22 protein-coding genes are annotated in these 24,104 nt (G+C 41.8%); 3 read left to right on the top strand and 19 right to left on the bottom strand.

Features of this window, described 5'->3' with window-relative positions; genetic code table 11:
• Nucleotides 1-330: 330 nt before the first annotated feature.
• The 14 genes from HMPREF2571_RS07710 to HMPREF2571_RS07645 all read right to left on the bottom strand — a co-directional run bounded on the left by HMPREF2571_RS07710 (nucleotide 331) and on the right by HMPREF2571_RS07645 (nucleotide 15,417).
• Nucleotides 331-975, bottom strand: coding sequence for a response regulator transcription factor (locus HMPREF2571_RS07710; RefSeq protein WP_002884791.1), 645 nt, complete (start codon nucleotides 973-975; stop codon nucleotides 331-333).
• The gene (locus HMPREF2571_RS07705) at nucleotides 965-1,975 is read right to left on the bottom strand and encodes an envelope stress sensor histidine kinase LiaS (RefSeq protein WP_045768527.1); all 1,011 of its coding nucleotides are present in this window, start codon (nucleotides 1,973-1,975) and stop codon (nucleotides 965-967) included. Before HMPREF2571_RS07705 ends, HMPREF2571_RS07710 begins: the two co-directional genes overlap by 11 nt.
• The gene (liaF, locus tag HMPREF2571_RS07700) at nucleotides 1,972-2,670 is read right to left on the bottom strand and encodes a cell wall-active antibiotics response protein LiaF (protein ID WP_002886862.1); all 699 of its coding nucleotides are present in this window, start codon (nucleotides 2,668-2,670) and stop codon (nucleotides 1,972-1,974) included. The genes HMPREF2571_RS07705 and liaF overlap by 4 nt, the downstream gene beginning before the upstream one ends.
• Nucleotides 2,671-2,833: 163 nt before the next feature.
• Nucleotides 2,834-3,592: a potassium channel family protein gene (locus HMPREF2571_RS07695; protein WP_002884314.1), complete on the bottom strand. Its 759-nt coding sequence runs from the start codon at nucleotides 3,590-3,592 to the stop codon at nucleotides 2,834-2,836.
• Between the two features lie 145 nt (nucleotides 3,593-3,737).
• Nucleotides 3,738-5,618 carry a Stk1 family PASTA domain-containing Ser/Thr kinase gene (gene pknB, locus HMPREF2571_RS07690; RefSeq protein ID WP_013990237.1) on the bottom strand — a complete coding sequence of 627 codons (1,881 nt, stop codon included), beginning with the start codon at nucleotides 5,616-5,618 and terminating at the stop codon, nucleotides 3,738-3,740.
• On the bottom strand, nucleotides 5,618-6,355 hold the full coding sequence (locus HMPREF2571_RS07685; protein WP_070847630.1) for a Stp1/IreP family PP2C-type Ser/Thr phosphatase: 738 nt from the start codon (nucleotides 6,353-6,355) through the stop codon (nucleotides 5,618-5,620). Before HMPREF2571_RS07685 ends, pknB begins: the two co-directional genes overlap by 1 nt.
• A gap of 43 nt (nucleotides 6,356-6,398) precedes the next feature.
• Nucleotides 6,399-7,721: a 16S rRNA (cytosine(967)-C(5))-methyltransferase RsmB gene (gene rsmB, locus HMPREF2571_RS07680; RefSeq protein WP_070847627.1), complete on the bottom strand. Its 1,323-nt coding sequence runs from the start codon at nucleotides 7,719-7,721 to the stop codon at nucleotides 6,399-6,401.
• Nucleotides 7,711-8,646: a methionyl-tRNA formyltransferase gene (gene fmt, locus HMPREF2571_RS07675; RefSeq protein ID WP_070847624.1), complete on the bottom strand. Its 936-nt coding sequence runs from the start codon at nucleotides 8,644-8,646 to the stop codon at nucleotides 7,711-7,713. The genes rsmB and fmt overlap by 11 nt, the downstream gene beginning before the upstream one ends.
• A gap of 17 nt (nucleotides 8,647-8,663) precedes the next feature.
• Nucleotides 8,664-11,060 (bottom strand): primosomal protein N', encoded by a 2,397-nt coding sequence (locus tag HMPREF2571_RS07670; protein ID WP_070847621.1) that lies wholly within the window; start codon nucleotides 11,058-11,060, stop codon nucleotides 8,664-8,666.
• A gap of 143 nt (nucleotides 11,061-11,203) precedes the next feature.
• On the bottom strand, nucleotides 11,204-11,518 hold the full coding sequence (gene rpoZ / locus HMPREF2571_RS07665; RefSeq protein WP_013990232.1) for a DNA-directed RNA polymerase subunit omega: 315 nt from the start codon (nucleotides 11,516-11,518) through the stop codon (nucleotides 11,204-11,206).
• Between the two features lie 21 nt (nucleotides 11,519-11,539).
• Complete coding sequence (gmk, locus tag HMPREF2571_RS07660) at nucleotides 11,540-12,169, bottom strand: guanylate kinase (protein ID WP_064524112.1); 630 nt, start codon at nucleotides 12,167-12,169, stop codon at nucleotides 11,540-11,542.
• A 234-nt stretch (nucleotides 12,170-12,403) separates the two neighbouring features.
• Nucleotides 12,404-13,801 (bottom strand): signal recognition particle-docking protein FtsY, encoded by a 1,398-nt coding sequence (gene ftsY, locus HMPREF2571_RS07655; RefSeq protein WP_070847617.1) that lies wholly within the window; start codon nucleotides 13,799-13,801, stop codon nucleotides 12,404-12,406.
• 10 nt (nucleotides 13,802-13,811) lie between these two features.
• Nucleotides 13,812-14,630, bottom strand: a complete 819-nt coding sequence (locus HMPREF2571_RS07650) for a Cof-type HAD-IIB family hydrolase (RefSeq protein WP_013990230.1) — start codon at nucleotides 14,628-14,630, stop codon at nucleotides 13,812-13,814.
• Nucleotides 14,623-15,417 carry an HAD-IIB family hydrolase gene (locus HMPREF2571_RS07645; protein WP_013990229.1) on the bottom strand — a complete coding sequence of 265 codons (795 nt, stop codon included), beginning with the start codon at nucleotides 15,415-15,417 and terminating at the stop codon, nucleotides 14,623-14,625. Before HMPREF2571_RS07645 ends, HMPREF2571_RS07650 begins: the two co-directional genes overlap by 8 nt.
• A 181-nt stretch (nucleotides 15,418-15,598) precedes the next feature.
• Here HMPREF2571_RS07645 and HMPREF2571_RS07640 point away from each other — a divergent pair, with 181 nt between their 5' ends.
• The 3 genes from HMPREF2571_RS07640 to HMPREF2571_RS07630 are packed head-to-tail and all read left to right on the top strand — an operon-like array spanning nucleotide 15,599 to nucleotide 17,476.
• Complete coding sequence (locus tag HMPREF2571_RS07640) at nucleotides 15,599-15,976, top strand: GntR family transcriptional regulator (protein WP_002884206.1); 378 nt, start codon at nucleotides 15,599-15,601, stop codon at nucleotides 15,974-15,976.
• Nucleotides 15,977-15,980: 4 nt separating this feature from the next.
• Nucleotides 15,981-16,679 (top strand): ABC transporter ATP-binding protein, encoded by a 699-nt coding sequence (locus tag HMPREF2571_RS07635; RefSeq protein WP_002884466.1) that lies wholly within the window; start codon nucleotides 15,981-15,983, stop codon nucleotides 16,677-16,679.
• A gap of 11 nt (nucleotides 16,680-16,690) precedes the next feature.
• Complete coding sequence (locus HMPREF2571_RS07630; RefSeq protein ID WP_013990228.1) at nucleotides 16,691-17,476, top strand: hypothetical protein; 786 nt, start codon at nucleotides 16,691-16,693, stop codon at nucleotides 17,474-17,476.
• A 48-nt stretch (nucleotides 17,477-17,524) separates the two neighbouring features.
• Here HMPREF2571_RS07630 and HMPREF2571_RS07625 read toward each other — a convergent pair whose 3' ends face one another.
• The 5 genes from HMPREF2571_RS07625 to HMPREF2571_RS07605 are packed head-to-tail and all read right to left on the bottom strand — an operon-like array spanning nucleotide 17,525 to nucleotide 23,992.
• On the bottom strand, nucleotides 17,525-18,454 hold the full coding sequence (locus tag HMPREF2571_RS07625) for an ATP-binding cassette domain-containing protein (protein WP_002886847.1): 930 nt from the start codon (nucleotides 18,452-18,454) through the stop codon (nucleotides 17,525-17,527).
• The gene (locus tag HMPREF2571_RS07620; protein WP_013990226.1) at nucleotides 18,447-19,532 is read right to left on the bottom strand and encodes an ABC transporter ATP-binding protein; all 1,086 of its coding nucleotides are present in this window, start codon (nucleotides 19,530-19,532) and stop codon (nucleotides 18,447-18,449) included. Before HMPREF2571_RS07620 ends, HMPREF2571_RS07625 begins: the two co-directional genes overlap by 8 nt.
• Nucleotides 19,533-19,541: 9 nt before the next feature.
• Complete coding sequence (gene oppC, locus HMPREF2571_RS07615) at nucleotides 19,542-20,468, bottom strand: oligopeptide ABC transporter permease OppC (protein ID WP_002886846.1); 927 nt, start codon at nucleotides 20,466-20,468, stop codon at nucleotides 19,542-19,544.
• A complete protein-coding gene (locus HMPREF2571_RS07610) occupies nucleotides 20,468-21,961 on the bottom strand; it encodes an ABC transporter permease (protein WP_070847614.1) in 1,494 nt (497 codons plus the stop codon). The genes oppC and HMPREF2571_RS07610 overlap by 1 nt, the downstream gene beginning before the upstream one ends.
• Before the next feature lie 60 nt (nucleotides 21,962-22,021).
• Entirely contained in the window at nucleotides 22,022-23,992 is a 1,971-nt protein-coding gene (locus HMPREF2571_RS07605; RefSeq protein ID WP_060971833.1) for a peptide ABC transporter substrate-binding protein, read from the bottom strand.
• Nucleotides 23,993-24,104: the final 112 nt, after the last annotated feature.

Genomic DNA, 24,104 nt, shown 5'->3' with positions numbered 1-24,104 from the left:
CTTGCCTTACCGCTTGGCTATACCCCAAAAGACTCTTATTATTCTACAGAAAAACTAGTGGGCTGTCAACACTTTTTTTAAACTTTTTTTCAAAAAAAGCAACCGGAAATACCGATTGCTAGGAGTTAGGAGATTTCATCATCTAAGCGAACTTAGATAGATGATATGAGGTCGCTTCAACCTCATATGAAAAAAGAAAAGTTTTAGGATGGTTTAATTATATGTTTTGCTAGAAATAAAGTCAAAGAATTTGACTCGCAAAATCCGAGTTAGGGTTAATAGTTATGATCCCCCTCCCTGACCCCTAGATAACAAACTTAGTTGATAGCTTTATTCATCATCCTGCGAAACCAAATGATGTCTAAAGGCATAAACAACAGCCTGAGTACGGTCATCGACATTAAGTTTTCCAAGGATATTAGACACGTGAGTTTTAACGGTCTTCAATGAAATAAATAGCTCATTAGCAATAGTTTGATTGTCATACCCCTTAGCCAGAAGGGCCAAGATATCACGTTCACGTGCCGTCAAGTCGTCGTGTAGGTCCGGATGACTATCATGGTATTTAATCTTATTGTCCACCTCAGTTTCGATAGCTTCTTCACCACGGTAAACCTTTCGGATACTATTGAGTATCTCTGCCGCACTGCTGGTTTTAAGCATATAGCCTTTGGCACCAGCTTCAATGACTGGGTAAATTTTTTCATTGTCCAAATAGCTAGTCAAAACCAAAATCTTGGCTTCAGGCCACTCTTTGAGCAATTCCAAAGTCGCTTGAACACCATCTAATTCAGGCATAACAAGGTCCATAACGACGACATCCGGACGCAGTTCCAAGGCAAGATCGACACCCTCTCGACCATTCCCTGCCTCTCCAACGACTTCTACATCTCCTTGGAGATTCAAGAAACTCTTAAGTCCCAAACGGACCATCTCATGGTCATCGACCAAAATCACATTAATCTTATTCGACATTGTCTTCTCCTCTTAATATCGGTACACGGACATCAATAGACGTCCCCTTACCTTTAGCTGATAGGAACTGCACAGTTCCTGCCATTTCATCGACACGCTCTTGGATATTTTTCAAGCCATAACTCATCTCGTCAGTCGACGCATTTAAGTCATAACCAACACCATTATCCAACATTTTCAATTGAATTTCCTGACTATTTTGATAGAGATAAACCTCTATCTGGCTAGCCTTGGCGTGTTTAAGGGTATTAGAGATAAACTCTTGGGCAATCCTAAAGAGATTATTTTCAATACGCTTGGGCACTTTCTTAACCATATCCTTGTAGACGACATGAATATTGGATTTATCGGTTAATTCCTTAAGGATCATCTGCAAGCCTTCTTGCAAGGTCTTGTTCTCAAGCTCTGTCGGGCGAAGATGCAAAAGCAAGACACGCATATCATTTTGAGCGTCCGTCAGCATAGCCTCAACCGCCTGGATTTGATTATGCAAATCTTCCTTACTTAGCTGATCCGCCATCTGAGATACACCAGATAAGATCATACTAGCCGCAAAAAGTTCCTGACTAACGGTATCGTGAAGGTCCCGAGCAATACGACCTCTCTCCTTCTTGATAATATCACGACTTTGTAGAGCTTGGGCATTCTCAGTTTTCTGCAAATCCTTAGTCAATTTACGCATCTTATGAGACAGACGCATCATATTCTTGTCTAACTCAATATCTCCCTGACGTTTGACTGGTTGATTATTGATAATGCGGCGCAAATCCTGATTGACTGAACGCATACTGTTATCATTGGCAATGGCCCAAAGAATATAAAGCAAAATGAGCAAACTCAGAACCACAAAAAACATGTTAAAAAGGAAGTGGAAGGCCTGAGACAGATTGCCGAAAACCAGTGAAAAGTTGAGGTTAAAGCTATCCATCACTACAAGGGTAACGCCAACCAAAACTACAACCGAGTAAATCAGGATTAAAAATAGGTACTGTTTCTTCATTTGCGACGTACCTCCACTGGTCCAGCTCCCACATTGAGAATCAATTTAACCGTCCGATGAGCATGCTCATACTCCGCCCCCTGCAAGGTCAAGCTTTCATAACGGAGGTCGTATTCATCTTCATTAAAGAAGGTGACAGAGCTATAGATTGCCGATATGTTGAGTTTAACGGAAACATCAATTGGTACCAAGATAGTCGTCGGTCCATAGAGTTTCTGCAAAATCACGACATTATCTCGCCCCGAAACAATAACCTGAGTCAAATCAATCACATCTGTCCCAAAGAAACGGATGATATTGATATCATCAAAGTCATAACGATCACTGACAGGTTCCATACGAGTCCCAATCCACTGATTTCGGACAGCCCGAGGATTCAAATTATCTTCTTTGAATTGAATGAGGGCATAGCGATTCTTTTTCTTAACCTGTGAGAAATGGTTTATCATGACATAGGCCACACCCACTAGGATAGCAAGTACCACATAGATATTCCACATGGAAACCAGAAAAAGTGAGATCAAACTGATGGTCAAGACAAAGTCACTCTTGGACTCCTTGTTAAAAAAGCGAACGGCCAACAAGGTCAAGACCAGAATGAAAATAAAACTGGTAATATCATTATTAAAGATGGTGATCAGACCCAGAGTCAAAAGCAGGGCTTCCACCACTAAGAAAAAATTAAATTTGGTCATAAGGACCTCTCAAATAAAAGTATACAGGCTTCATTCTATCAAATTTTAAGGCAATTGACAAAAAGACCCAGTTTGAACACCGACTAACCAAGATAGAAAAGGGGCAGCAGAATTCAAAAAAAGTGCCTCCATTATAGGAAACACTGTCTTTCATTCAAAAATCTTAATCGTCAGTTTCGTCCATCTTGCTATTTATGAGTTGCACCGTACTCCTGATTTCCTCCAGTATGACACGCTGCTCTGCCAACTCCTTCTCAATCTCAGCCAATTTTCTTTCAGTCTGACGACCTGACCGCACAAAAATATTATTGAGAGAACTAGTTAACAACCCCAGAGTGGCAATCCCACTAAACATAAGAACGACCGCAACGGCCTTACCTACCAATGTTCGAGGAACGATATCGCCATAACCTACCGTAGTAACCGTTGCTACAGACCACCAAATAGCATCAATAAAATTATGGTGCTCTACTCGGGCAATAATAGCACTACTGATAAGGATGATAATACTATTAACCGAAAGCAGAAAATAAAAGCCATTTCTGCGATTAATGCGATTGGAAATGTGCTTGAGCTTACTACTCAAACCAATTAAGCGGGAGAGTTTGGCCAAACGAGCAAAGCGTCCCACCCTTGAAAAACGAAGGAAGGTAAAGACTTCATTGTAGGGAATAATAGCCAACAAGTCCAAGACATGTGTTTTAACAAAAATTCGCTTACGAGGTGCCAAGGAGAAACGAATCGCATAATCAATGGCAAAGATGAGCGTTATAGACTGATCTATCACTCTGAAAGGTCGCCTTCCAATTGAAATTAAGCCAACTAAATCAAAGATAACCAAGCCAATGGAAATCAGGGCCAGGACCGTCATGACGATATCGTAGGTAATGATATACCTTCTCAGTTTTCTACGGTTTCTCATAGCGTCTCTCCTATATGTGATGTCTTCATTATAAAAAAATCTCTAACCCCTGGCAAGCAGGCTTTTTAAGCTATCGACAAGAAGTCTAGATAACAAAAAAGAGAGGTGAAATAACCTCTCTTTATTATGTCTCAATTATTAAAAACTATTGTTGGTCTGTGTGAGTAGCCTCTGTCGGTGTTTCAGTACTAGAGCTTGTGCTTTCAGTACTTGAGCTCGTCGATGACGAATGTGTCGTACTGCTTGAGCTTGACTGTAGGCTTGAACTTGCTGTTGCAACCGAAACATAGAGAATCACTGTACCATCAACACTTGTACCAGCTTGTGGATCTTGATAAAGGACCTCTGTACTGCTAGGAACCTTATCCTTGTCTAACTTAGCACCAGTATTATAGTCATGATACTCGATGCTACTACTTGAGATACTCTTACGATTCAAGGTTTGAACCGCTGTTGAAACCGTCAAACCAGTCACATCAGGCATGGTAACTGTCTTAGGAGTTGCCACACGGAACTTAATCTTAGCCTTACTATCCTTAGGATTGAAAGTCTTGTTTTTCCCTGGACTTTGAGATAGGATTTCTCCCTCTTCAGCACTGTCGTCTTCGACATGCTGAATATCAATTTGGTCCTCAGAAACGCCATAATTCGAAGTTAAATCCTCAATGGCATCCTTATAATTTTTACCTTTGTAGTCTTTCAACGCGAAACCTTTACTACCAGAAGAAACATAGATATCAATACTTGATCCTTCTTTTCGTGTGGTTCCAGCTGTAGGATCAGTCTTGATGACCTTGCCTGTACCGACAGAGTCATCTTCCATTTCCTTAACTTCTCCTACCTTAAATCCAGCACCCTCAATTTTAGTCTGAGCTGTGGACAACTCTTGACCGACCACGTTAGGCACCTGAGTACTATCAGGGTTGGTAAATACCAAATAGGCAAAAATGATAATCCCGATAAAGACCAACCCCAGGAATACCTTGAGTGATGTCGAGAAAAAGCTTTTCTTTTTTTTCTTCTTTTTATTCTTAGCTAATGTTGACTTTTTCCTTGGTTGCTTACTTACAGCTTGTTTTGACTCTGATGACTTGGCAGTTGCCTTTTTCTCAGAGCTTACTGACGGAACTGGAGTAACCTTAGGCAAAGTCTTAGTATCCGTCATGTCATCAAAGACTACCTTAGCATCACGGCTATGGCTAGGATATAAGCTAGTTACTAAATCTCGGCTCATTTCCAAAGTACTGTTATAACGATTATCAAGCTTTTTAGCTGTCGCTCGAATAACCACATTTTCCAATGCCTGAGGAACATTATGATTCTCAGCCAAGATTGATGGTAATGGTTTTTGGAAATGCTGAAGAGCGATGGTAACTGCACTATCACCATCATATGGAATATGCCCTGTCAACATTTCAAAGAGCATGATACCCATAGCATAGATATCACTTTGGATAGTTGCTTTAGATCCACGCGCCTGCTCTGGTGAGAGGTAGTGGACAGAACCCAACATAGAATTGGTTTGAGTCAGACTAGTCTCTGCAAAGGCAACCGCAATCCCGAAGTCTGTAACTTTGGCCCTACCGTCCTTAGTTAAAAGAACGTTTTGTGGCTTAAGGTCACGGTGGATAATACCCTTTTGATGGGCAAGAGTCATGGCAGAAAGAATCTCTCCCATAATACGCACAACATCTTGGTTAGAAAGTGGCGCATGGTCTTGAATATATTTCTTCAAGTCCGAACCATCCACGTACTCCATCACCAAGAACTGCTGGCCGTCTTCTTCGCCAATGTCTCGGATTGCAACGATATTGGGATGACTGAGTTCTGCCATGGCACGTGCTTCACGCTGGAAACGTGCCACAGCTACCTGATCGGTTTGATAATTAGTACGAAGCACCTTAATGGCCACTTTCTCATTATCCAAGATCAGGTCATTAGCCAGATAAACATCCGCCATACCACCACGTCCGATAGCTTTAAGGATTCGATAACGTCCAGCAAACAATTTGCCAACTTGGATCATTATCCTTCCTCACTTTCTACTTTAACGAGGGCAACGGTAATATTGTCAAAACCACCTGCCTCATTTGCAGCGGCTACTAGACGACTGGTTTTTTCTTCAAGGAAACCAGGACTGTTAACAATATGAACAATCTGTTCGGTTGAAATCATGTTAGTTAGGCCGTCTGAATTAGCCAGAATATAGTCTCCTGGTTCCAATTGTTGGACACCAAGATCAGCTTCAATTGGAGCGGCCTGCCCTACAGATTGTGTAATAATATTACGTTGTGGATGAACAGCTGCTTCCTCTTTTGTCAATTGACCAGCCTTAATCAGAGCATTGACCAAAGAGTGGTCATTCGTCAATTGCTTATACTCACCATTACGGATAAGGGCAATACGTGAATCTCCAACATGAGCAAAAATCACAGCGTTATCAACAAAGGCAAGAACCTCAATAGTTGTTCCCATTCCCTTATATTCTTCGTTTTGGCCAAGTTCATAGATTTTACGATTTTCTGCATCAATGGCAGCAATCATCCAGTCACGAATTTGACTCAACTCACGAAAATCAGTGTTAATCCAGTCACGACCAAGGTCAGTCACTGACATCTCACTGGCAATATTTCCAGCACGGTGTCCACCCATTCCATCTGCAACAACGACAAGGGTAACACCAGCTTGGTTGACAAATTTATTAACAAAATCTTGGTTGTTTGACCGTTTTTGGCCAATGTCCGTTAATAATGATATTTCCATAGTTTTCTTTCTGACTTGCGTCAGCATTTCCTCCTCTGCAACCCTAAGCTTTTTTACGCAACTGTGCGATGAAAAAACCATCAGTTAGATACTGTTCGGGGGTAATTGCCAAACAGCCATTGACCACGATGTCTTTACATGGATGGTCTAAGGCAACTTGCTCAAAATCAGGATGGCTCTCAAGAAAGGCTTGAATCACCTCTTGATTTTCTTCTGCTATGATGGTGCAAGTACTATATGTTATTATACCACCTTTTCGTAGGGTTTGACAAACGCTGGATAGGATATCCAACTGCACAGCCTTAAGGGACTCAAAGTCTTGGAGGTCCTTGTTATATTTGATGTCAGGTTTCCGACGAATGAGTCCAATCCCTGAACAAGGAGCATCCACTAAAATCTTGTCAAAACTATCAGCCGGAAAGACTTGATGTACCTGACTAGCATCCAATTTCTGTGTCTTAACCTTATCAGCTAGGCCAAGACGCTGTGCATTTTCTTCGATAAGGGCAAGCTTATGATCATAGAGGTCAAGCGCCGTCACATGTCCACTCGTCAAATAAGAGGCCATATGTACCGTCTTACCACCAGGTGCCGCACAGGCATCCAGGATTTCTTCCTCACCTAGAATCCCTAAAGTTGGTGCAACCAGTTGACTGGTCTCATCCTGAATGGTCAATAATCCCTCTTTAAAATAATCTGTCCCAGCAAAGTAACCTGAAGACTTAACAAGCCCGACTGGTGATAGGACTGAACGATCAGCCCCAGTGGTCTCCGCTATCTCTTTCAAACGTGACGCATCCGTTACACGCACACTAGCCTTATTTCTCACAAAGAGGCTTTGGAAAATAGCAAGGGCACGGTCTTCCCCGTACTGGTCGATAAGTTTTTTAACCAACCATACAGGTAGAGAATACTGAACGGAATAGCGTTTATTGACACGTTTAATCTTGCTTGGATCTGGCAAAGGCTGGCTAGATAGTTTACGAAGAACCGCATTTACCAGCTTCTCGGCACCCTTTTTATTGCCACGATTTTTGGCAATAGCAACAGCATCGTTAACTACTGCATGGGCTGGAATCTTATCTAAATAGGCTAGCTGATAGAGACTTAAGAGCAAGAGGTCATAAACCCAAGGTTCAAGCTTATCACGGTCCTCAATAACATGGGCTAGAATCCACTCCAAAGTAATCTTATGAGCCACGGTCCCATAGACAATCTCCGTCACTAAGGCCTTGTCCTTATCTGTCAGCTGCGACTTGCTCAGATGTGCATTGAGAGCAATATTTGAGTAAGCCCCTTCCTGGAAGACTTCTTCTAAGACTGCAAGTGCCTGTCCACGAGCTGTTTTTTTCCAATCATTGGCCAAATGCATCACCTACTTCAAGATTGCGTCCGACCCCATTAAGGAAATCAGCAATAGCCATACGAGGTTTTCCAGCAGGTTGAACTGTCTTAAGCGAAATAGCTCCTTGGCCAGTCGCAACTACCAAACTCTTCTTGGTTTTTTCAATAATATGACCAGCCTGTCCTTGACCTTCTGCCAAATCCGCTTCATAAATTTTGAAACGTTTGCCATCAAGCAAGGTATGGGCCACAGGCCATGGGTACATACCACGGATTTGATTGAAGATGTCACGAGCCGGCTTATTCCAATCAAGGCGCTCCTCTTCTGGGCTAATATTTGGCGAAAACGTTACCTGACTAGCATCTTGAGGAACAGGCTTGATTTCTCCAGCGATATAGGCAGGCAAAGTTTCAAGCAAGAGGTCACGACCCAAGACTGCCAATTTTTCAAACATGGTACCAACATTATCCTCGTCAAGAATTGGCAAGGCCTTTTGGCTAACCATGTCACCAGCATCCATTTCCTTGACCATCTCCATAATCGTCACACCTGCTTCTGCATCACCATTAATAATGGCATAGTGGATAGGTGCCCCACCACGGTATTTGGGCAAGAGTGAAGCGTGGACATTCACTGCAAAATCCATGCTATCAAGCAACTTGCTTGGCAAGAATTGTCCATAAGCCGCAGTAACAATTCCATCAGCACCAATTGACATAAGTTGCGCCATTTCTTCAGAACCTGACAACTTTTCAGGTTGATAAATTGGCAAGTCATGCGCCAAAGCTACTTCCTTGACTGGTGTCATGCGGATTTCTTTTTTACGGCCGACAGCACGGTCTGGTTGTGTCACCACAGCGACAATATCATAACGCTCATCGGTCAAAAGTCCTTCCAGCACTGTCGCTGAAAAGGCAGGCGTTCCCATAAATACTAATTTTGTCATATTCTTCCTTTTCTAGATTAGGTAAAATTCTGAGGTTCGTGATCAATAATCAAACGCAGGTCCTTGTTTTCAGGTTCCTGAGTCATGTCAAGGACCCTATTAAGCGTTTCTTCCAAGTTATCCTCAAAACGGTATTTGATAATAATCTGATAATGATAAAGGTTATGTGTTCGGGCAATTGGCTTAGGCGTAGGCCCTAGGAAGGTCACCTTGTCTGACAGGTGCTCTCTTAAATAAGCCATAACCTCATAGCTCTTGCGAACCACAAACTCTTCATCCTTGTGAGAAAGCGTAATTCCTACCGTATAGAAATAAGGCGGATAGGCCAACTGACGTCGAATCCCCATTTCATAGGCGTAGAAACCTTCATAATCCTGTTGCTGTGCAAACCGAATGGCATAATGACTAGGATTATAGGTTTGAATAATAACTTTCCCTTCCTTATCAGCACGACCAGCACGACCGGCCACCTGAGTCAAGAGTTGGAAGGTACGCTCAGCTGAACGAAAATCTGGTAAATTTAGCGACGTATCTGCATTCAAGACCCCTACCAAGGTAACATTTGGAAAATCCAAGCCCTTGGCAATCATCTGGGTTCCGAGCAAAATGTCGGCCTTACCACTTCCAAAGGCCTCCAAGAGTTTCTCGTGAGCCCCTTTCTTGCGTGTCGTATCAACATCCATACGAATCACTTTGGCTTCTGGCAAGAGTTCCGTCAATTGGTCATAAGCCTTCTGTGTCCCAGTCCCATAATAGCGAATCTGACGGCTCTGACAGTTAGGGCAGACATGTGGTATCGCTTTTTGAAAATCACAATAGTGACAATTCATGGTCTTGGTATCCATGTGCAAGGTCAATGAAATATCACAGTTGGGACAGTCATCCACATAGCCACAGTCACGACACATGACAAAAGAGGAATAGCCACGACGGTTTAACATCAACACGACTTGTTCCTTACGTGCCAAACGTTCTCGGATTTTCTCCAAAAGAGGTGGCGTAAAATCACTCGCCTCTTGACGGCCCACAAAGTCCTTAAAGTCCACCACTTCCACCTGAGGAATTTTAGCATTAGGATTAGCCCTCTGAGTCAACTCAAGAAAATGGTAAACCCCTTTCTGAGCTCTCGCCCGTGTCTCAATAGACGGTGTTGCTGACCCAAGGACAAGCACGGCTCCATGACTCTTAGCCCTAAGCAGGGCTACATCTCTAGCATGGTAGCGAGGATTAGACTCCTGCTTATAAGTAGCCTCATGTTCCTCATCGATAATGATCGCGCCGATATTGTCCAAGGGAGCAAAGACAGCCGAACGCGCTCCTACGACAACCTTGGCCTGTCCTGACCTAACCTTTCGCCACTCGTCAAATTTCTCACCGTCTGACAAGCCTGAATGCATGATGGCCACCAAGTCACCAAACCGTGAAATGAAACGATTGGTCATTTGGGGCGTCAGGGAAATCTCTGGTACCAAGACAATAGCCGTTTTCCCCATAGCCAAGGTCCTCTCGATAAGATGCAGATAGACCTCTGTCTTACCTGATCCCGTTACCCCTTCCAATAAGAAAGGTTTGCCACCTTGTCCGATTTGGCGCATCATTTCTTCAACAGCATGCGCCTGTTGAACATTAAGCTCAAGAAAATCCGTCTTCTCTACCTTTTCAAAGTAGCTGTCGGCACGATTGACCTCAACTTCAGTGATGACCAAGGCACCAGCTTCAATGAAAAACTTAACCACATCTCGTGAAAAAAGCTTGTGAAGATCTGCCACCTTCCCTGCCTCACTCTTCTCTAGCAAGAAGTCTCGTAGTTCTATACGCCTCTTAGCCCGCTGCGAAATAGCCAAAGTCTCAAGAATGCCCTTTTGAACACTATAGTGCTTCTCAGTCTTGATGTTCTGCTTATCCTTAGCAAGGTAATCAACCGTTACACGTCCAGACTGGACCAGACGAGGAATGGCTTGACGCTGCTCCTCTGACAACTGCGAGAAAAGAACATGATTCTGCCCCTGAAGAAAAGTCTGTTTATCCTCTTCACCCAGTTTATCAGTCGCCATGATAACCTTATCGTACTGAGAATTAAGGAGACCAGGTAGCATTGACTTCAAGATAGAAATCTTATAGGAAAAGACCGTATGTCGCATCTGATCAGCCAAATCCAGTTGATCCTGATTAAGGACTGGCTCATAATCTAAAAGCTCAGCGATAGGTTTTAATTCAGGAAAGTCTCTTAAGTTCTCCTGCTCTTCGAAGCCAATAACAAAACCTTGCAATAGACGATTTCCTTTACCGAAAGGCACATGCACTCGCATACCAATGGCAATTTGACCTTGCATGGCTTCAGGGATAAGGTAACTATAAGGCCTGTCCGTCTGCATCAGAGGAACGTCTACAATAATTTGTGCTACTAAAACCATAAATTTCCTCCTGTCACTTCCTTAAGACCAGTATCTTTAAAGCTCAAGAAAAGCTGAGCTCTTGATTATCGTCATAAAGAAGGAAGCTGAGACACTATGCCTCAGCTCCCCCTCTCCTCATAAACCAAAGCATGACTTTGATTTTAGATTTTATCGCCTTCTTCTTTTTCTTTAGCGATTTGTTCTTTGATTTTACGTTCTTCTTCCTCAGCAGCAAGACGTGCTTGGATCACTTTCAAACGTGCCAATTCACGTTTAGATTCTGGATCTGGGTGAATAGTCACATTACCAGTTTCAATTTCTTCAAGGGCTTGAAGAGTTGGTTTTACTGACGTAAACTCTTGAGTTGGTTCAGCACCAGCGGCCAATTCATGGGCACGTTTGGCTTGCAAAATAACCAATGAATATTTTGAAGGCACTTTATCCAAAAGTTTGTCAATAGAGGGTTTCAACATCATAATTCTATACCTATTTCTAATTTATTTATCTGATAATTTCTTTTCAGAAATCATATTACGATAGCGGCCAATCACACGGTCAACTCGGAAGTGTTCTGCTTCAATGACACGTTTGACACGCTCAGCAGCCAAAGGCACTTCGTCATTAACAATGGCATAATCGTATTCGCTCATAAGAGCAATTTCTTCACGCGCACGCTCGATTCGTTGAGCAATAACTTCCTCAGAATCTGTCCCACGACCAATCAAACGTTCTTGAAGCTCGTTCAAATCCGGTGGTGTCAAAAAGATGAAGACAGCATCTGGGACCTTTTTCTTAACCTGAAGGGCACCTTGAACCTCGATTTCAAGGAAAACATCAATACCTTTATCCAAGGTTTCATTAACATAAGTCAAAGGTGTTCCGTAGTAGTTACCCACATACTCAGCATATTCCAACATTTGACCCTTACGAATAAGCTCTTCAAATTCCTCACGCGAACGGAAGAAATAATCCTTTCCATCAACTTCACCAGGACGTTGAGCACGTGTGGTCATTGATACTGAGTATTCAAATTTATGGTCAGGTGTTGAAAAAATCTCCTGACGAACAGTTCCTTTTCCGACACCAGAAGGCCCTGAAAAAACAATCAAAAGTCCACGTTCAGACATGTCTTCTCCTTAAACTAAGATTAAAAATCTTCTTATGACTCACCTTAAAAAAGAGAAAACAATCATCTCTTTTTTTGGCTTAGGGGTTGTTCAGTGATTAAGTTACAGCTCACTTTTCAGAGCATGCGTTTTTCCTTACTATTTTACCAATAAAAGCGACTTTTTTCAAGGTGAGGACACCATTAAAAAGAGTGAATTCCTTTTCTCAGTACTCACTCTTTTTTAAATACTCTTTTAAACCAAACCAGTCAAGAGACCTTGCATGAATTCTTCTGAATGGAACTCACCAATATCATCAATTTTCTCACCAAAACCAATTAACTTAACTGGAATATCCAACTCTTGGCGAATGGCTAGAACCACACCACCCTTGGCACTACCGTCCAACTTAGTCAAGACAAGACCTGTAAGAGGTGTAATTTTTGAAAATTCCTTAGCCTGACTAAGGGCATTTTGACCTGTTGAGGCATCCAAGGCCAAGAGGGTTTCATGAGGTGCTTCTGGAACCACACGCTTGATAATACGACCAATCTTTTCAAGCTCTGCCATAAGATTATCTTTATTTTGCAAACGCCCCGCAGTATCGATCATAAGAACGTCGACTCCCTCAGCAAGGGCCTTTTCCATACCGTCAAAGACCACTGAAGCTGGGTCAGCCTTCTCAGCACCAGTCACTACTGGCACATCAACACGACGCCCCCACTCAACCAACTGAGCGACAGCTCCCGCACGGAAGGTATCAGCAGCTACCAACATAACTTTTTTGCCTTCTTGTTTATATTTATGAGCCAACTTACCGATAGACGTTGTCTTACCAACACCGTTGACACCAACGAAAAGCATGACTGTCAAACCATCTTGGAAATTAATCTGCTCCTTGTAGACATCATCCTTCTCGTAGATATCCACAAGTTTTTCGATAATCAAGCGTTGCAAATCCTCAGTCTTTTTGACATTTTCAAGGCGAGCTTCATAGCGCAAATCTTCCGTTAATTGCGTTGCAACATTAACCCCAACATCGGAAAGAATCAGCATTTCTTCCAATTCTTCGAAGAACTCCTCATCAACTCGACGGAAATTCGCAAAGAATTCATTCAAGCGAGCAGCAAAACCTGTACGTGTCTTCTTAAGGGTACGATTGTATTTTTCTTGTTCTGTTTCAGTTTTTGAAGCCTGAACTTCTTCAGGTTTTTCCTCAACTTTACGAGTTTGAACAGCCTCAAAAGTGACCGTTTCACCTTTTTCTGCAGCAGCAGCTACCTGAGCCTTTTTAGCATAGTAATCAGCCATGACATCTGCGAAGTGGTTATCCACAGCGACTTGGCTTTCTTCTGACTCTGATACGCCCTCTGCTTCACTTGACGCCTGATCATCAACAGATAGGTCCTCATAAGACGCTACTTCACTTTCTTCTGTTACAGTAGATTCGCTTTCCTCAACAGATTCTGTAGACAAAATCTCTTCTACTTGAGTCGCTGACTCACTGAGCTGTTCTGCTTGACTTTCACTTGTCCCTTCACTTGTTGACAAGTCTTGATTATCAAGAGCCTCAGTTTCTGAAATTTCCTGATTTGCTACAGTCTCCTGTGACTGGTTTTCCTCTTGTCCAAATAATCGATCAAATAGACCCATTTGGTTCTCCTTATTTCTCTAGAATATACTTGTGGATGGCCTCAGCCACTCCAGATTCCTCATTAGTTTTTGTCGTTACTGCCTTGGCAACAGCCTTAACCTTAGGAACAGCATTTGCCATAGCCACACCAAGACCAGCCCACTCCAACATGGTCAAGTCATTTTCCTCATCTCCCATAGCCATAACCTGACTTTTATCAAGGGCAAGATAATCAGACAAAAGTTTCAAGCCTACAGCCTTATGAACCCCTTTCGGCATGACTTCAAGGATAATTTCACGAGACTTAAAAACTTCAAAATTCTGGTATAGCTGTTTAGGTAGTTTTTGAATTTGGGCATCCAAAAATGCTTCCTCACAGACCGTAACTACCTTATTATAGACGATATTTTCAGGAATGTCATCAATACTCTCCACATCAACGAAGGTCAAGGTAGGATTAGCCTGACGATAGAGAGAATGATTGCCTTTACTTGGCACACCATAGACAATGCCATCACTGATAACATCCATAGGAAGCCCTAGAGGTTCAAAGACAGCATAAATCTGCTTTAAATCTTCTCGACTCATCTCTTTCTTTATGAGGATATCCCCATTATTACGCTGAACCAAGCCACCATTGAAGGTCACACTATAGTGCTTATCATCCAACAAGCCCAAATCTTCCAAGATATGAGTAATAGCTGGCAGAGGACGACCAGTCGTAATGACCACATGAACTCCCTTAGCTTCTGCCGCCTTCAGAGCAGCTCTATTTTCAGCTGTTACTTGCTTATCCTTAGTAAAGAGAGTTCCATCTAGGTCCAAGGCTAGTAATTTAATCTCAGACATCTGAGCCCACCAATCCTTCCATGTAGTCAAAGACTGCACCGTCTTTATGGTGACCAATCACCTCATCTGCCACTGCCTTTATCTCATCACGCGCATTTTCCGTAGCAACCGCACGCCCCGCGAAGGTCAACATCTCCATATCATTGAGATTATCACCAAAGGCTACAACATCTGAAGCCTGGCGCCCCAACTCTTGGCAAAGATGGTAGAGACCAAAGCCCTTGTCCACACCTTTTAGGATGATATCCATAGAATCAAAGCCAGTTGTCACAGCTGTCATATCCTCAAAAATCGTGTTGAGGTAGTCACCACGTTCCATGATGGTATCTCCTTGGAACTTAGCAGTTACCTTGAAAATATCATCTGTCACCGCTTCAAGGTCCGTTGCCATAACATTTTCATAGTAACGTTCCATGGCCTTAAGATAGGCTGGATCTGCATCGTTTGGTGCATAGGCACCTCGACGTCCCGACAAAAGAATTCCCTCACAAGTTGGCAAAGCTAGGGTTGTATCTGCAATTTCCAAATAATCCTTAGGGTCTAGCTTGGACTCAAACAAGACTTCACCCTTGTACTGAACCAAGGCCCCATTTTCCGCAATAATCGCAATGCGGTCCACAAACCCATCAAAAAGCTCTTCCAAAGCCAAGAGGGCTCGGCCAGAAGCTACGGTAAAAACGTAATCTTTAGCTTCACAAGCATCCAAAAGGTTATCCAAACGTGCTTTGTCATAGGCACCAAGATGGTCTAGAAAGGTACCATCCATATCTGTTGCTAAAATTTTCAAAATAATCTCCCTTCAGGTCGAATATACTTGCCCCTATTGTACCAAAAATAGGAATATAAGTTTGGGAAAAGCCAAAGAAATTAGAGAAAATATGGCATTTTACTTGCAAATTCAGTGTTTTAGTTGTATCATTACGGTAGTACAAAAATAATCCTATTATACTTTTAGAAAGGAGTCTCTTATGGCTTGGACATTTGATGAAAAATCGCCAATCTATCTCCAAATCGCCTATCGCGTCAAACTGAAGATAGCTTCCAAGGAATTGAGTATGGGACAACAACTCCTACCTGTAAGGGAATTTGCTCAGGAAGCCGGGGTTAATCCCAACACCGTACAAAGAGCCTTCCAAGAACTTGAAAAAGAGGGGCTGGTCTATTCTGCCCGTACCTCTGGTCGCTTTGTTACTGAAGATGAAAAACTTATTGATCAAAAACGACATGAGATTGCCCAAAGTCTCATGAAAAACTTTGTCACTGAGATGGCAGCCATTGGTTTTAGCTCACCTGAAATCAAAGCCATCATTACTGACTACATCGAACAAACAGGAAAGGACTTATAGACCGATGACTGATATTGTAACTCTAACAAATCTCACCAAGACCTATAATGGTATTCCAGCCCTTAGAGATGTAACCATGTCCATCCCGTCTGGTAAAATCATTGGTCTCTTAGGACCAAACGGTAGTGGTAAAACAACTCTCATCAAGATTTTGAATGGCCTCCTTCAACCAACTTCTGGTTTAGTAACTATTAATGGATTTCAGCCATCACCTATCACCAAAGCTCAAGTGGCTTATTTGCCTGACACAACTTATTTAGATGAAAGTAAGACTATCCAATACTACTTGGACTTCTTCCAAGATTTCTATGCTGACTTCCGCTATCCTCTTGCCTTACAACTCTTGCAAGATTTAAAGCTCCAGCCTGATTTGCGCCTTAAAGACCTTTCAAAAGGTAACAAAGAAAAAGTTCAGTTGATTTTGGTTATGAGTCGTGAAGCTAAACTCTATCTCCTCGATGAACCTATCGGTGGGGTCGATCCCGCGTCACGTGACTACATCCTTAAAACCATCATCAACCAATACTCTGAAGATGCTTCTGTTATCATTTCAACCCATTTGATTGCAGACATTGAATCCGTTCTAGATGAAGTTGTCTTCTTAAAGTACGGTCAGATTGAACTTCAGGGTGATGCTGATAATATCCGTCAAGCCCATGGCAAATCTATCGACAAACTCTTTAGAGAGATGTTCCACAACTAGGAGGTATGAGCATGTTTTGGAAATTAGTTAAGTATGAATTACAATCGGTCCACAAGTGGTATCTTGGCATCTATGGTATTGCTATCCTACTCTCTATCCCCTTGGGCTTAATGCTTCAAAAAATAATTTTTGCCTTTGAACACAGTCACGAAGAACCCAATCCACTCTTTATTGCTTTCTTCGCACTGATATCTTTTGCCACTATTATTGTATGGGGAGCCATTTATATAGCAACAATAGTCCTCATTGTCAGACGCTTTGCAAAAACTGTCTTTGGGAGAGAAGGTTATCTAACCAATACACTCCCAGTTTCTGCTCACCAATTAATCTTGTCGAAACTCTTGGTAGCCTTTATTTTAGATATCATTTCATCACTCGTTATACTCCTTTCGATTGGAATTATAGCTGCTTTCTGCCTTGATATGAAAGATATCCTCCTAGCTACCAGCTACTTTGGCCAGATCCTAAAAGAGATAGGCGCTTTCTACCTCTTCATCCCTTCTACAATCTTGTCAATGATTGCTGGTATCCTTTTCTATTACCTCTGTATTAGTATCGGAAACCTCTTCAATACTAACAAAGTTCTTATGGGGTTTGTCGCCTTTTTCGCCATTCAGGCTATCCTATTCTTTATTGGTTTCTTCTTTGGACTCGGTACAGCCTTGACTGGAGATGCAACATATACTGCAATTAATAACTCGTCATATATCATTAGTCTAGTTCAGTCTCTCATTCTCATCGCAGCAAGTTACTTTGGTACCTACTATATCATGACCAAACGCTTAAATTTAGACTAAAGAAAAACCGTGTTCCTTGTGGAACACGGTTTTTTGCATTGAAAAGACTTATTTACTTTGTTCTTTACGATAAGTCTCGATCTCGGCCTTGTTACCCCAAACGAAGTGTCCTGGACGTACTTCAACCATTTCTGGTTTATCAACAGAATAGTCGTGTTGGTTTGGATCATAAACCTTCAAGACTTTCTTACGTTCCAAGATCGGATCTGGAATAGGAACAGCAGACAAGAGTGACTTGGTGTAAGGGTGGATAGGATTGTTGTAGAGTTCTTCTGTCTCAGCAACTTCCACGATTGTCCCCTTGTAAATAACAGCGATACGGTCAGAAATGAAACGGACCACTGACAAGTCGTGAGCGATAAAGAGGTAGGTCAATCCCAACTCTTTTTGGAATTTCTTAAGCAAGTTCAAAACTTGGGCACGAACTGACACGTCAAGGGCTGAGATTGGTTCGTCAGCGATGACCAAGTCAGGTTGCATAACCAAGGAACGCGCAATTCCAATACGTTGACGTTGTCCCCCAGAAAATTCGTGAGGGTAACGTGTCAAGTGCTCCTCAAGAAGTCCCACTTCTTTGATGATTTCCTTGATTTTGGCTTTACGATCTTCCTCATCCTTATAGAGATGGAAGTTATACAAGCCCTCAGACAAGATATAATCAACTGTTGCACGTTCATTCAAACTAGCCGCAGGGTCTTGGAAAATCATCTGAATACGACGGATAAGGTCGTTTTTCTCAGAGTGAGATAAGTGTCCATTGATTTTCTTACCGTCAAAAATAATCTCACCATTACTTGTATCATTTAGACCAATAATGGCACGCCCGATAGTGGTTTTACCACTACCAGACTCACCAACGAGGGAAAAGGTTTCACCCTTGTTGATGAAAAAATTAGCATTGTGGACAGCAACGAATTTCTTGCTTCCTTCACCGAAGGAAATCTCCACATCTTTTACTTCAACTAACTTCTCAGGCATTGCCTTCCTCCTCATCTCCTAAATGTGCAAATCCCATATTAGTACGGATTTTTTCATGTAGATTTTGGATAACCTCAGGTTTTTCAACTTTTGGTGCATCCTCATGTAAGAGCCAGGTCTTAGCCCAGTGAGTATCTGAAACTTGGAATTGTGGTGCTTTTTCCTCGAAGTCAATTTGCATGGCATAGTCTGAACGCAAGGCAAAGGCATCTCCAACAACTGGTGTATAAAGTGATGGTGGTGTCCCTGGAATAGAGAAAAGCTCACCCTTATCGTCAGCCAACTGTGGCAAGCTTGAAAGCAAGCTCCAAGTGTATGGGTGACAAGGCTCATAGAAAATTTCCTCAACCGTTGCGTACTCGATGATTTCACCAGCATACATAACAGCAACCTTGTCAGCGATACTTGCTACCACACCAAGGTCATGGGTAATGAAAATCACTGAGAAACCATACTCCTCTTTGAGTGATTTCAAAAGGTCAATGATTTGAGCTTGAATGGTCACATCAAGGGCAGTTGTTGGCTCGTCACAGATAAGGACATCAGGACGACAAGCCAAGGCAATGGCAATAACGATACGTTGACGCATCCCACCAGAGTATTGGAAAGGATATTCGTTGAAACGTTTTTCAGCATCAGGAATACCAACCTTATCCATGTAATCAATGGCCATTTTTTTAGCTTCTTTGGCTGATTTTCCTTGGTGTTTGACAATAACTTCAACAATTTGGCTACCGATAGTCTTAATTGGGTCAAGACTGGTCATCGGATCTTGGAAGATAGTCGCAATCTTAGCTCCACGAATAGGTGCCCAATCTTGGTGACTCTTAAGTTTGGTCAAATCTTGGCCACGATAATCAATAGAACCACTAGCTACACGACCATTTTCTTCAAGCATCCCTGTGAAAGTCTTAGTCAATACTGATTTACCTGAACCAGACTCACCAACCAAGGCTAAAACTTCACCTTCAACCAAATCAAGGGAAACTCCTCGAATGGCTGTCAAAACACGGTCACGAACGTCAAATTCCACGACGATATCGCGAGCCGATAATATTACATTTTTATTTTCTGTCATATTGGACTCCTATCTATGCGTACGTGGGTCGCTGGCATCCGCCAAGTTTTGACCGACAATAAAGAGAGCAAGGGAAACGAGAATCAAGGTAGTCAATGGAATCCAGAAGAGATAAGCATTGACTGTAACGTTCTGTGCATAGTCTGAAATCAAACGACCAAGACTAGGCGTCGTAACGGGAAGCCCCAAACCAAAGTATGAAAGGAAGGCTTCGTAAGAGATAAATCCTGGCAAGAGTTGACTAGCCATAGTTACGATAACTGACACAAGTTGCGGCATGATGTTTTTAACCACAATCTTAGCAGTTGGCGTTCCCAGTGTACGAGAAGCCAAGTTGTACTCCAAATCACGGTAACGCATGATTTGAATACGAATGGTATAGGCAATACCAATCCAACCTGTGACAGTCATGGCAAAGATCATATTCCAGAAACCAGCACCCAATGAGTAAGTCAAGACGATAACTACAAGGAGGGCAGGAATATTTGAGATGATGTTGTAGATTTCCATCATAATCATATCGAAGGTCTTAGAAATCCCCCAAACAGCACCTACAAGCAAACCAATGACAACGTTAAGGAAGGTAGCGATAACAGCAATAAGGATAGAATTACGAGCTCCAAACCAAACACTATCAAAGAGGGACTTACCATTACTGTCAGTACCGAACCAGTATTGAGCATTTGGATGTACATAACGCAAACTGAAATCATTTACTTTTGAGACATCATTGAAGTCAAATTTAGAGAACATTGGATAGATAAAACTCATCAAAACGATGGCAATCAAGATCCCCAACATTACTACTGTTGATTTCTTTTTAAAGAATTGACGCATCACTGATTTCCAGTAAGAATAAGCTGGTGCATCAATTGTTTCAGAGGCAAAATCATCGCGCTTTACAAATTGGAACTTACTTTTATCAATTGAAGCCATTATTTACCTCCTTTAGATGTCAATTTGATACGTGGGTCAATTATAGTCATAAGGATATCACCCACAAGCAATGAGAAGATGGTGAGGGCTGTGAAAATAAATACAAGACCCACAACCATAGCGTTATTTGAAGCACGAACAGAGTCAATCAACATTTTACCCATACCAGGGAAGGCGAAGATTGTTTCTGTCAAAGTTGCCCCTGTGATAACACTAACGATAGATGCTGGGATTCCTGAAACCAAGGAAACCATAGCATTTTTGAAAATGTGTTTATTCGAAATTTCTTGTTCTGACAACCCTTTGGCACGTGCAAAACGAACGAAGTCTTGTGATTGCAAGTCAATCATGTAACGACGAATCCAAATAGCAAGACCTGGTGTTGACAAGAGACCGAGAATAACAGATGGCAAGACGTATGAACGCCAGTCACCTGCACCCAAGATAGGGAAGGAATCTGGAAGACCAATCTCAGAACCAATCAAACGGATGATATAAACCAAGGCGATGGTTGGTAGTGAAAGCAAGAAAGTCAAGACACCAGTTGACACACTATCAAAGAGTGTGTTTTTAAAGCGTGCCATGTATGATCCCAATGGAATTGCCAAGGCATAAGACAAGACCAAACCAATCAAACCTGCAATGGCAGAACTTGTCACCATTGATGGGTATTGGTAGCGACTCTTGGTAGCTGTGTATGGGTCATTTCCATAGTAAGAACGGTCTCTAGCATCAGCCTGACTTGGTGATTTATAAGTACGAGAGTAGATATCTACTGAAGATATCTTCTTACCAGTAGGGAAGTTGACCTCAGAGCTTTGTGTTTGACCTTGGCCTTGTGTAATAACATCAAGAACACCTTGCTCAGCATAAGTTGGGTAAGAGGTACCAAGGTTCATCTTCACAAAGTTTTGGTGAACAAATGGGAACTGACCGTTAAAGTAAAGCAAATATTTATGCTTAGTTCCTGAACCGACAACTGACCAACCGATAGCTGGATCATTTTCAATACGGATGTAACGCTTCAAGTTTGGATTTGTTTTATCTTTAACCCATCCAGTATTGTCAAATTCAAAGAGGTGCGTATAGAAGCCAAACACACGTTCAAGTACTGGCACATCACGTGTCGCATAGAATTGTTTACTTTGCTTGAACTGATGCAAACGCCAGCCACGTCCTAAACTATCCACATATTTTTGGTAGATAGCTTTATTTTCTTTTGTTGGCTTAGTGGTTACTGACTTATCAAGGGAGCTAGCTTTCTCCTGCAACTCCTTGGTGTCATAGTAATCAATGTAACCCATACGTTCATAGATTGTATTTTCATAGTTAGCCTTAGAATCAGCTGTCTTAGCAATCTTGTTGTAGTTTGGGTCCTGTCTGAAAATCAAACGCCTCGGCACCATGGTATAGATAATCGTGTAGGTCAAGGCCGTCACGACAAATATTGACAATAGAGAACGGAGGGTTCTCAATAAAATGTATTTTTTCATGTCTCTTCCTTTAATTCCAAAAGAACTTTCCCAATCTAATGAGAAAGTTCCATCGTCCTTTTATTTAACGTGTTTCTCAAGGTCTTTTTGAGCTTTTTCGTTGGACTTAGACTTTTCTTTAAGCCAGCTTTCACGGGCTTTATCATAGTTTTTCTTAGTGACAACATCTTTTTGAGGCTCAAGGTACTTGAAGTATCTGTCAGAACCCTTAGGTCCTACTTGAGAGTAAGCACCTGAGAATGGTGTCAAACGAGCTACCATTGGAGCAGCCCCCTTGTTAACCATAAGTGGCATGAAGAGTGAGCTATCTTCCAACCAAGCTTGTGCCTCTGCATAACGTTCATAACGTACGTTGAGATCGCTTGTTTCTTTAGCTGCATTATCAACCAAAGCATCAAAGTCTTTAAGACCTACTTGAGCTGCTGCTGCATTGTTAGGATCGTCGAATCCCATGTAAGTTTTTGTGTTCTCACTAGCTGTTGTCTTGAAGATATCAAGGAATGTTGATGGGTCTTCGTAGTCAGGCGCCCAAGCAACTGAAATATTGATATCCCAGTCTTCTGCTGCTGCGTTAGCTGCATACAAAGTACTGTTAAGAAGATCATCTTGAGACATTTGATGAACGTCTACAACCACATTTTCTTTACCGAGTGTCTTTTCAACAGATTGTTTCAAAGATTGTGCACGTGCTACAGTTGGTTTTGCAGCTTGGTCAACAGGAAGGTCCAAGTGAATTGGGAATTGAACACCTTGTGCTTGGAGAGCTTCCTTAGCTTTATTAAATTCAGTCTTAGCCTTATCAGCGTTGAAAAGACCATCTTGACTGTCTTTAAGGTTAACACCTGACCACTCGTCACCATATGAAGGCATCTTTTCAGTTACCAAATCACCGAATGACTTGTCACCAGCATAAACAAAATCAGGTTTCACAAGAAGGTTACGAACAGCAAGTGCTGCACCTTTTTCACCATTAAGTTGTGCTGAATAAGCTGTACGGTCAATAGCAAAGTTAACTGATTGACGGAAGTCCTTGTTAAGAAGAGCTTTCTTAGTTGAATCTTTTTCAGCATCAGTCTTCTTAGATGTATGGTTGTAAGACTGACGGTCAATATTAACACCAACCCCACCAATATCTGCAGATGGTTGTGTATAGAAGATATTATCTTTATATTGTTTTTCTACTGAATTAAAGTTTGAGCTTGTTGGATATAGACGTGCTTGACTATAAGCGCCATCAGTGAAATTACGAACAAGCGATTCTTGGTCTGATGCATCATAGAAAGAAAGTTTAATGCCATCGAAGTGGACATTTTTCTTATCCCAATAGTTTTCATTTTTAGCCAACTCAATAGATGATTTAGCTGTCAATGACTTAAGGATGTATGGACCATTATAAAGGATAGATGATGGATCTGTTGATTTACCAAAGCTATCCCCTTTTGACTTAAGGAACTCTTCATTTACAGGCCAGAAGAGAGAATAAGTCATCTTAGAATTCCAGTAAGGTTCTGGTTGTTTAAGCGTGTACTGAAGAGTGTAATCATCAAGTGCTTTAACGCCAACTTTAGAGAAGTCTTTATCAGTACCATTGAAATAATCAGCAAGACCTACTACAGAATCTTTTGCCAAGTAAATTGACTCTGTCTTTTTATCAGCAGCATGCTTAAGACCTGTTACGAAGTCTTTAGCTGTTACTTCTGCATACTCTTCACCGTCTGAAGTATACCATTTAACTCCTTTACGAAGTTTGTAAGTATAAGTCAAACCATCAGCTGAAACAGTCCAGTCCTTGGCAATAGAAGGTACCAAGTTACCATATTTATCGTTTTCCAAAAGGCCATCGACACCATTTGTCACAGCGTCAGTCGTTGAACCTTTATTGGAAATAAGGTAATCCAATGTTTCAGGATCAGCAGTATAAATATAGTTATAAGTATTGCTTGAAGTGTTTGATTTTGATGAACAAGCCACTAAAACCCCAACACTTAGGAGGGAAACACCCGCAAGGGCCAACCATTTACTTTTTTTCATAAGCATTCTCCAAAAAATCTTTTTTATATGCCTACATTATACCATAAAAAATAAGATGAGTGCAATTTTCAGAATATTTTGTCTTATACTGACTTTCTCACATTTACAAACC

It is taken from the genome of Streptococcus sp. HMSC068F04 (genome assembly GCF_001837455.1).
In the GTDB taxonomy this organism is placed as follows: Bacteria; Bacillota; Bacilli; order Lactobacillales; family Streptococcaceae; genus Streptococcus; species Streptococcus salivarius_D.
Note: the sequence above shows the minus strand (reverse complement) of the source record. Positions and strands in the feature narration are given on the sequence as shown.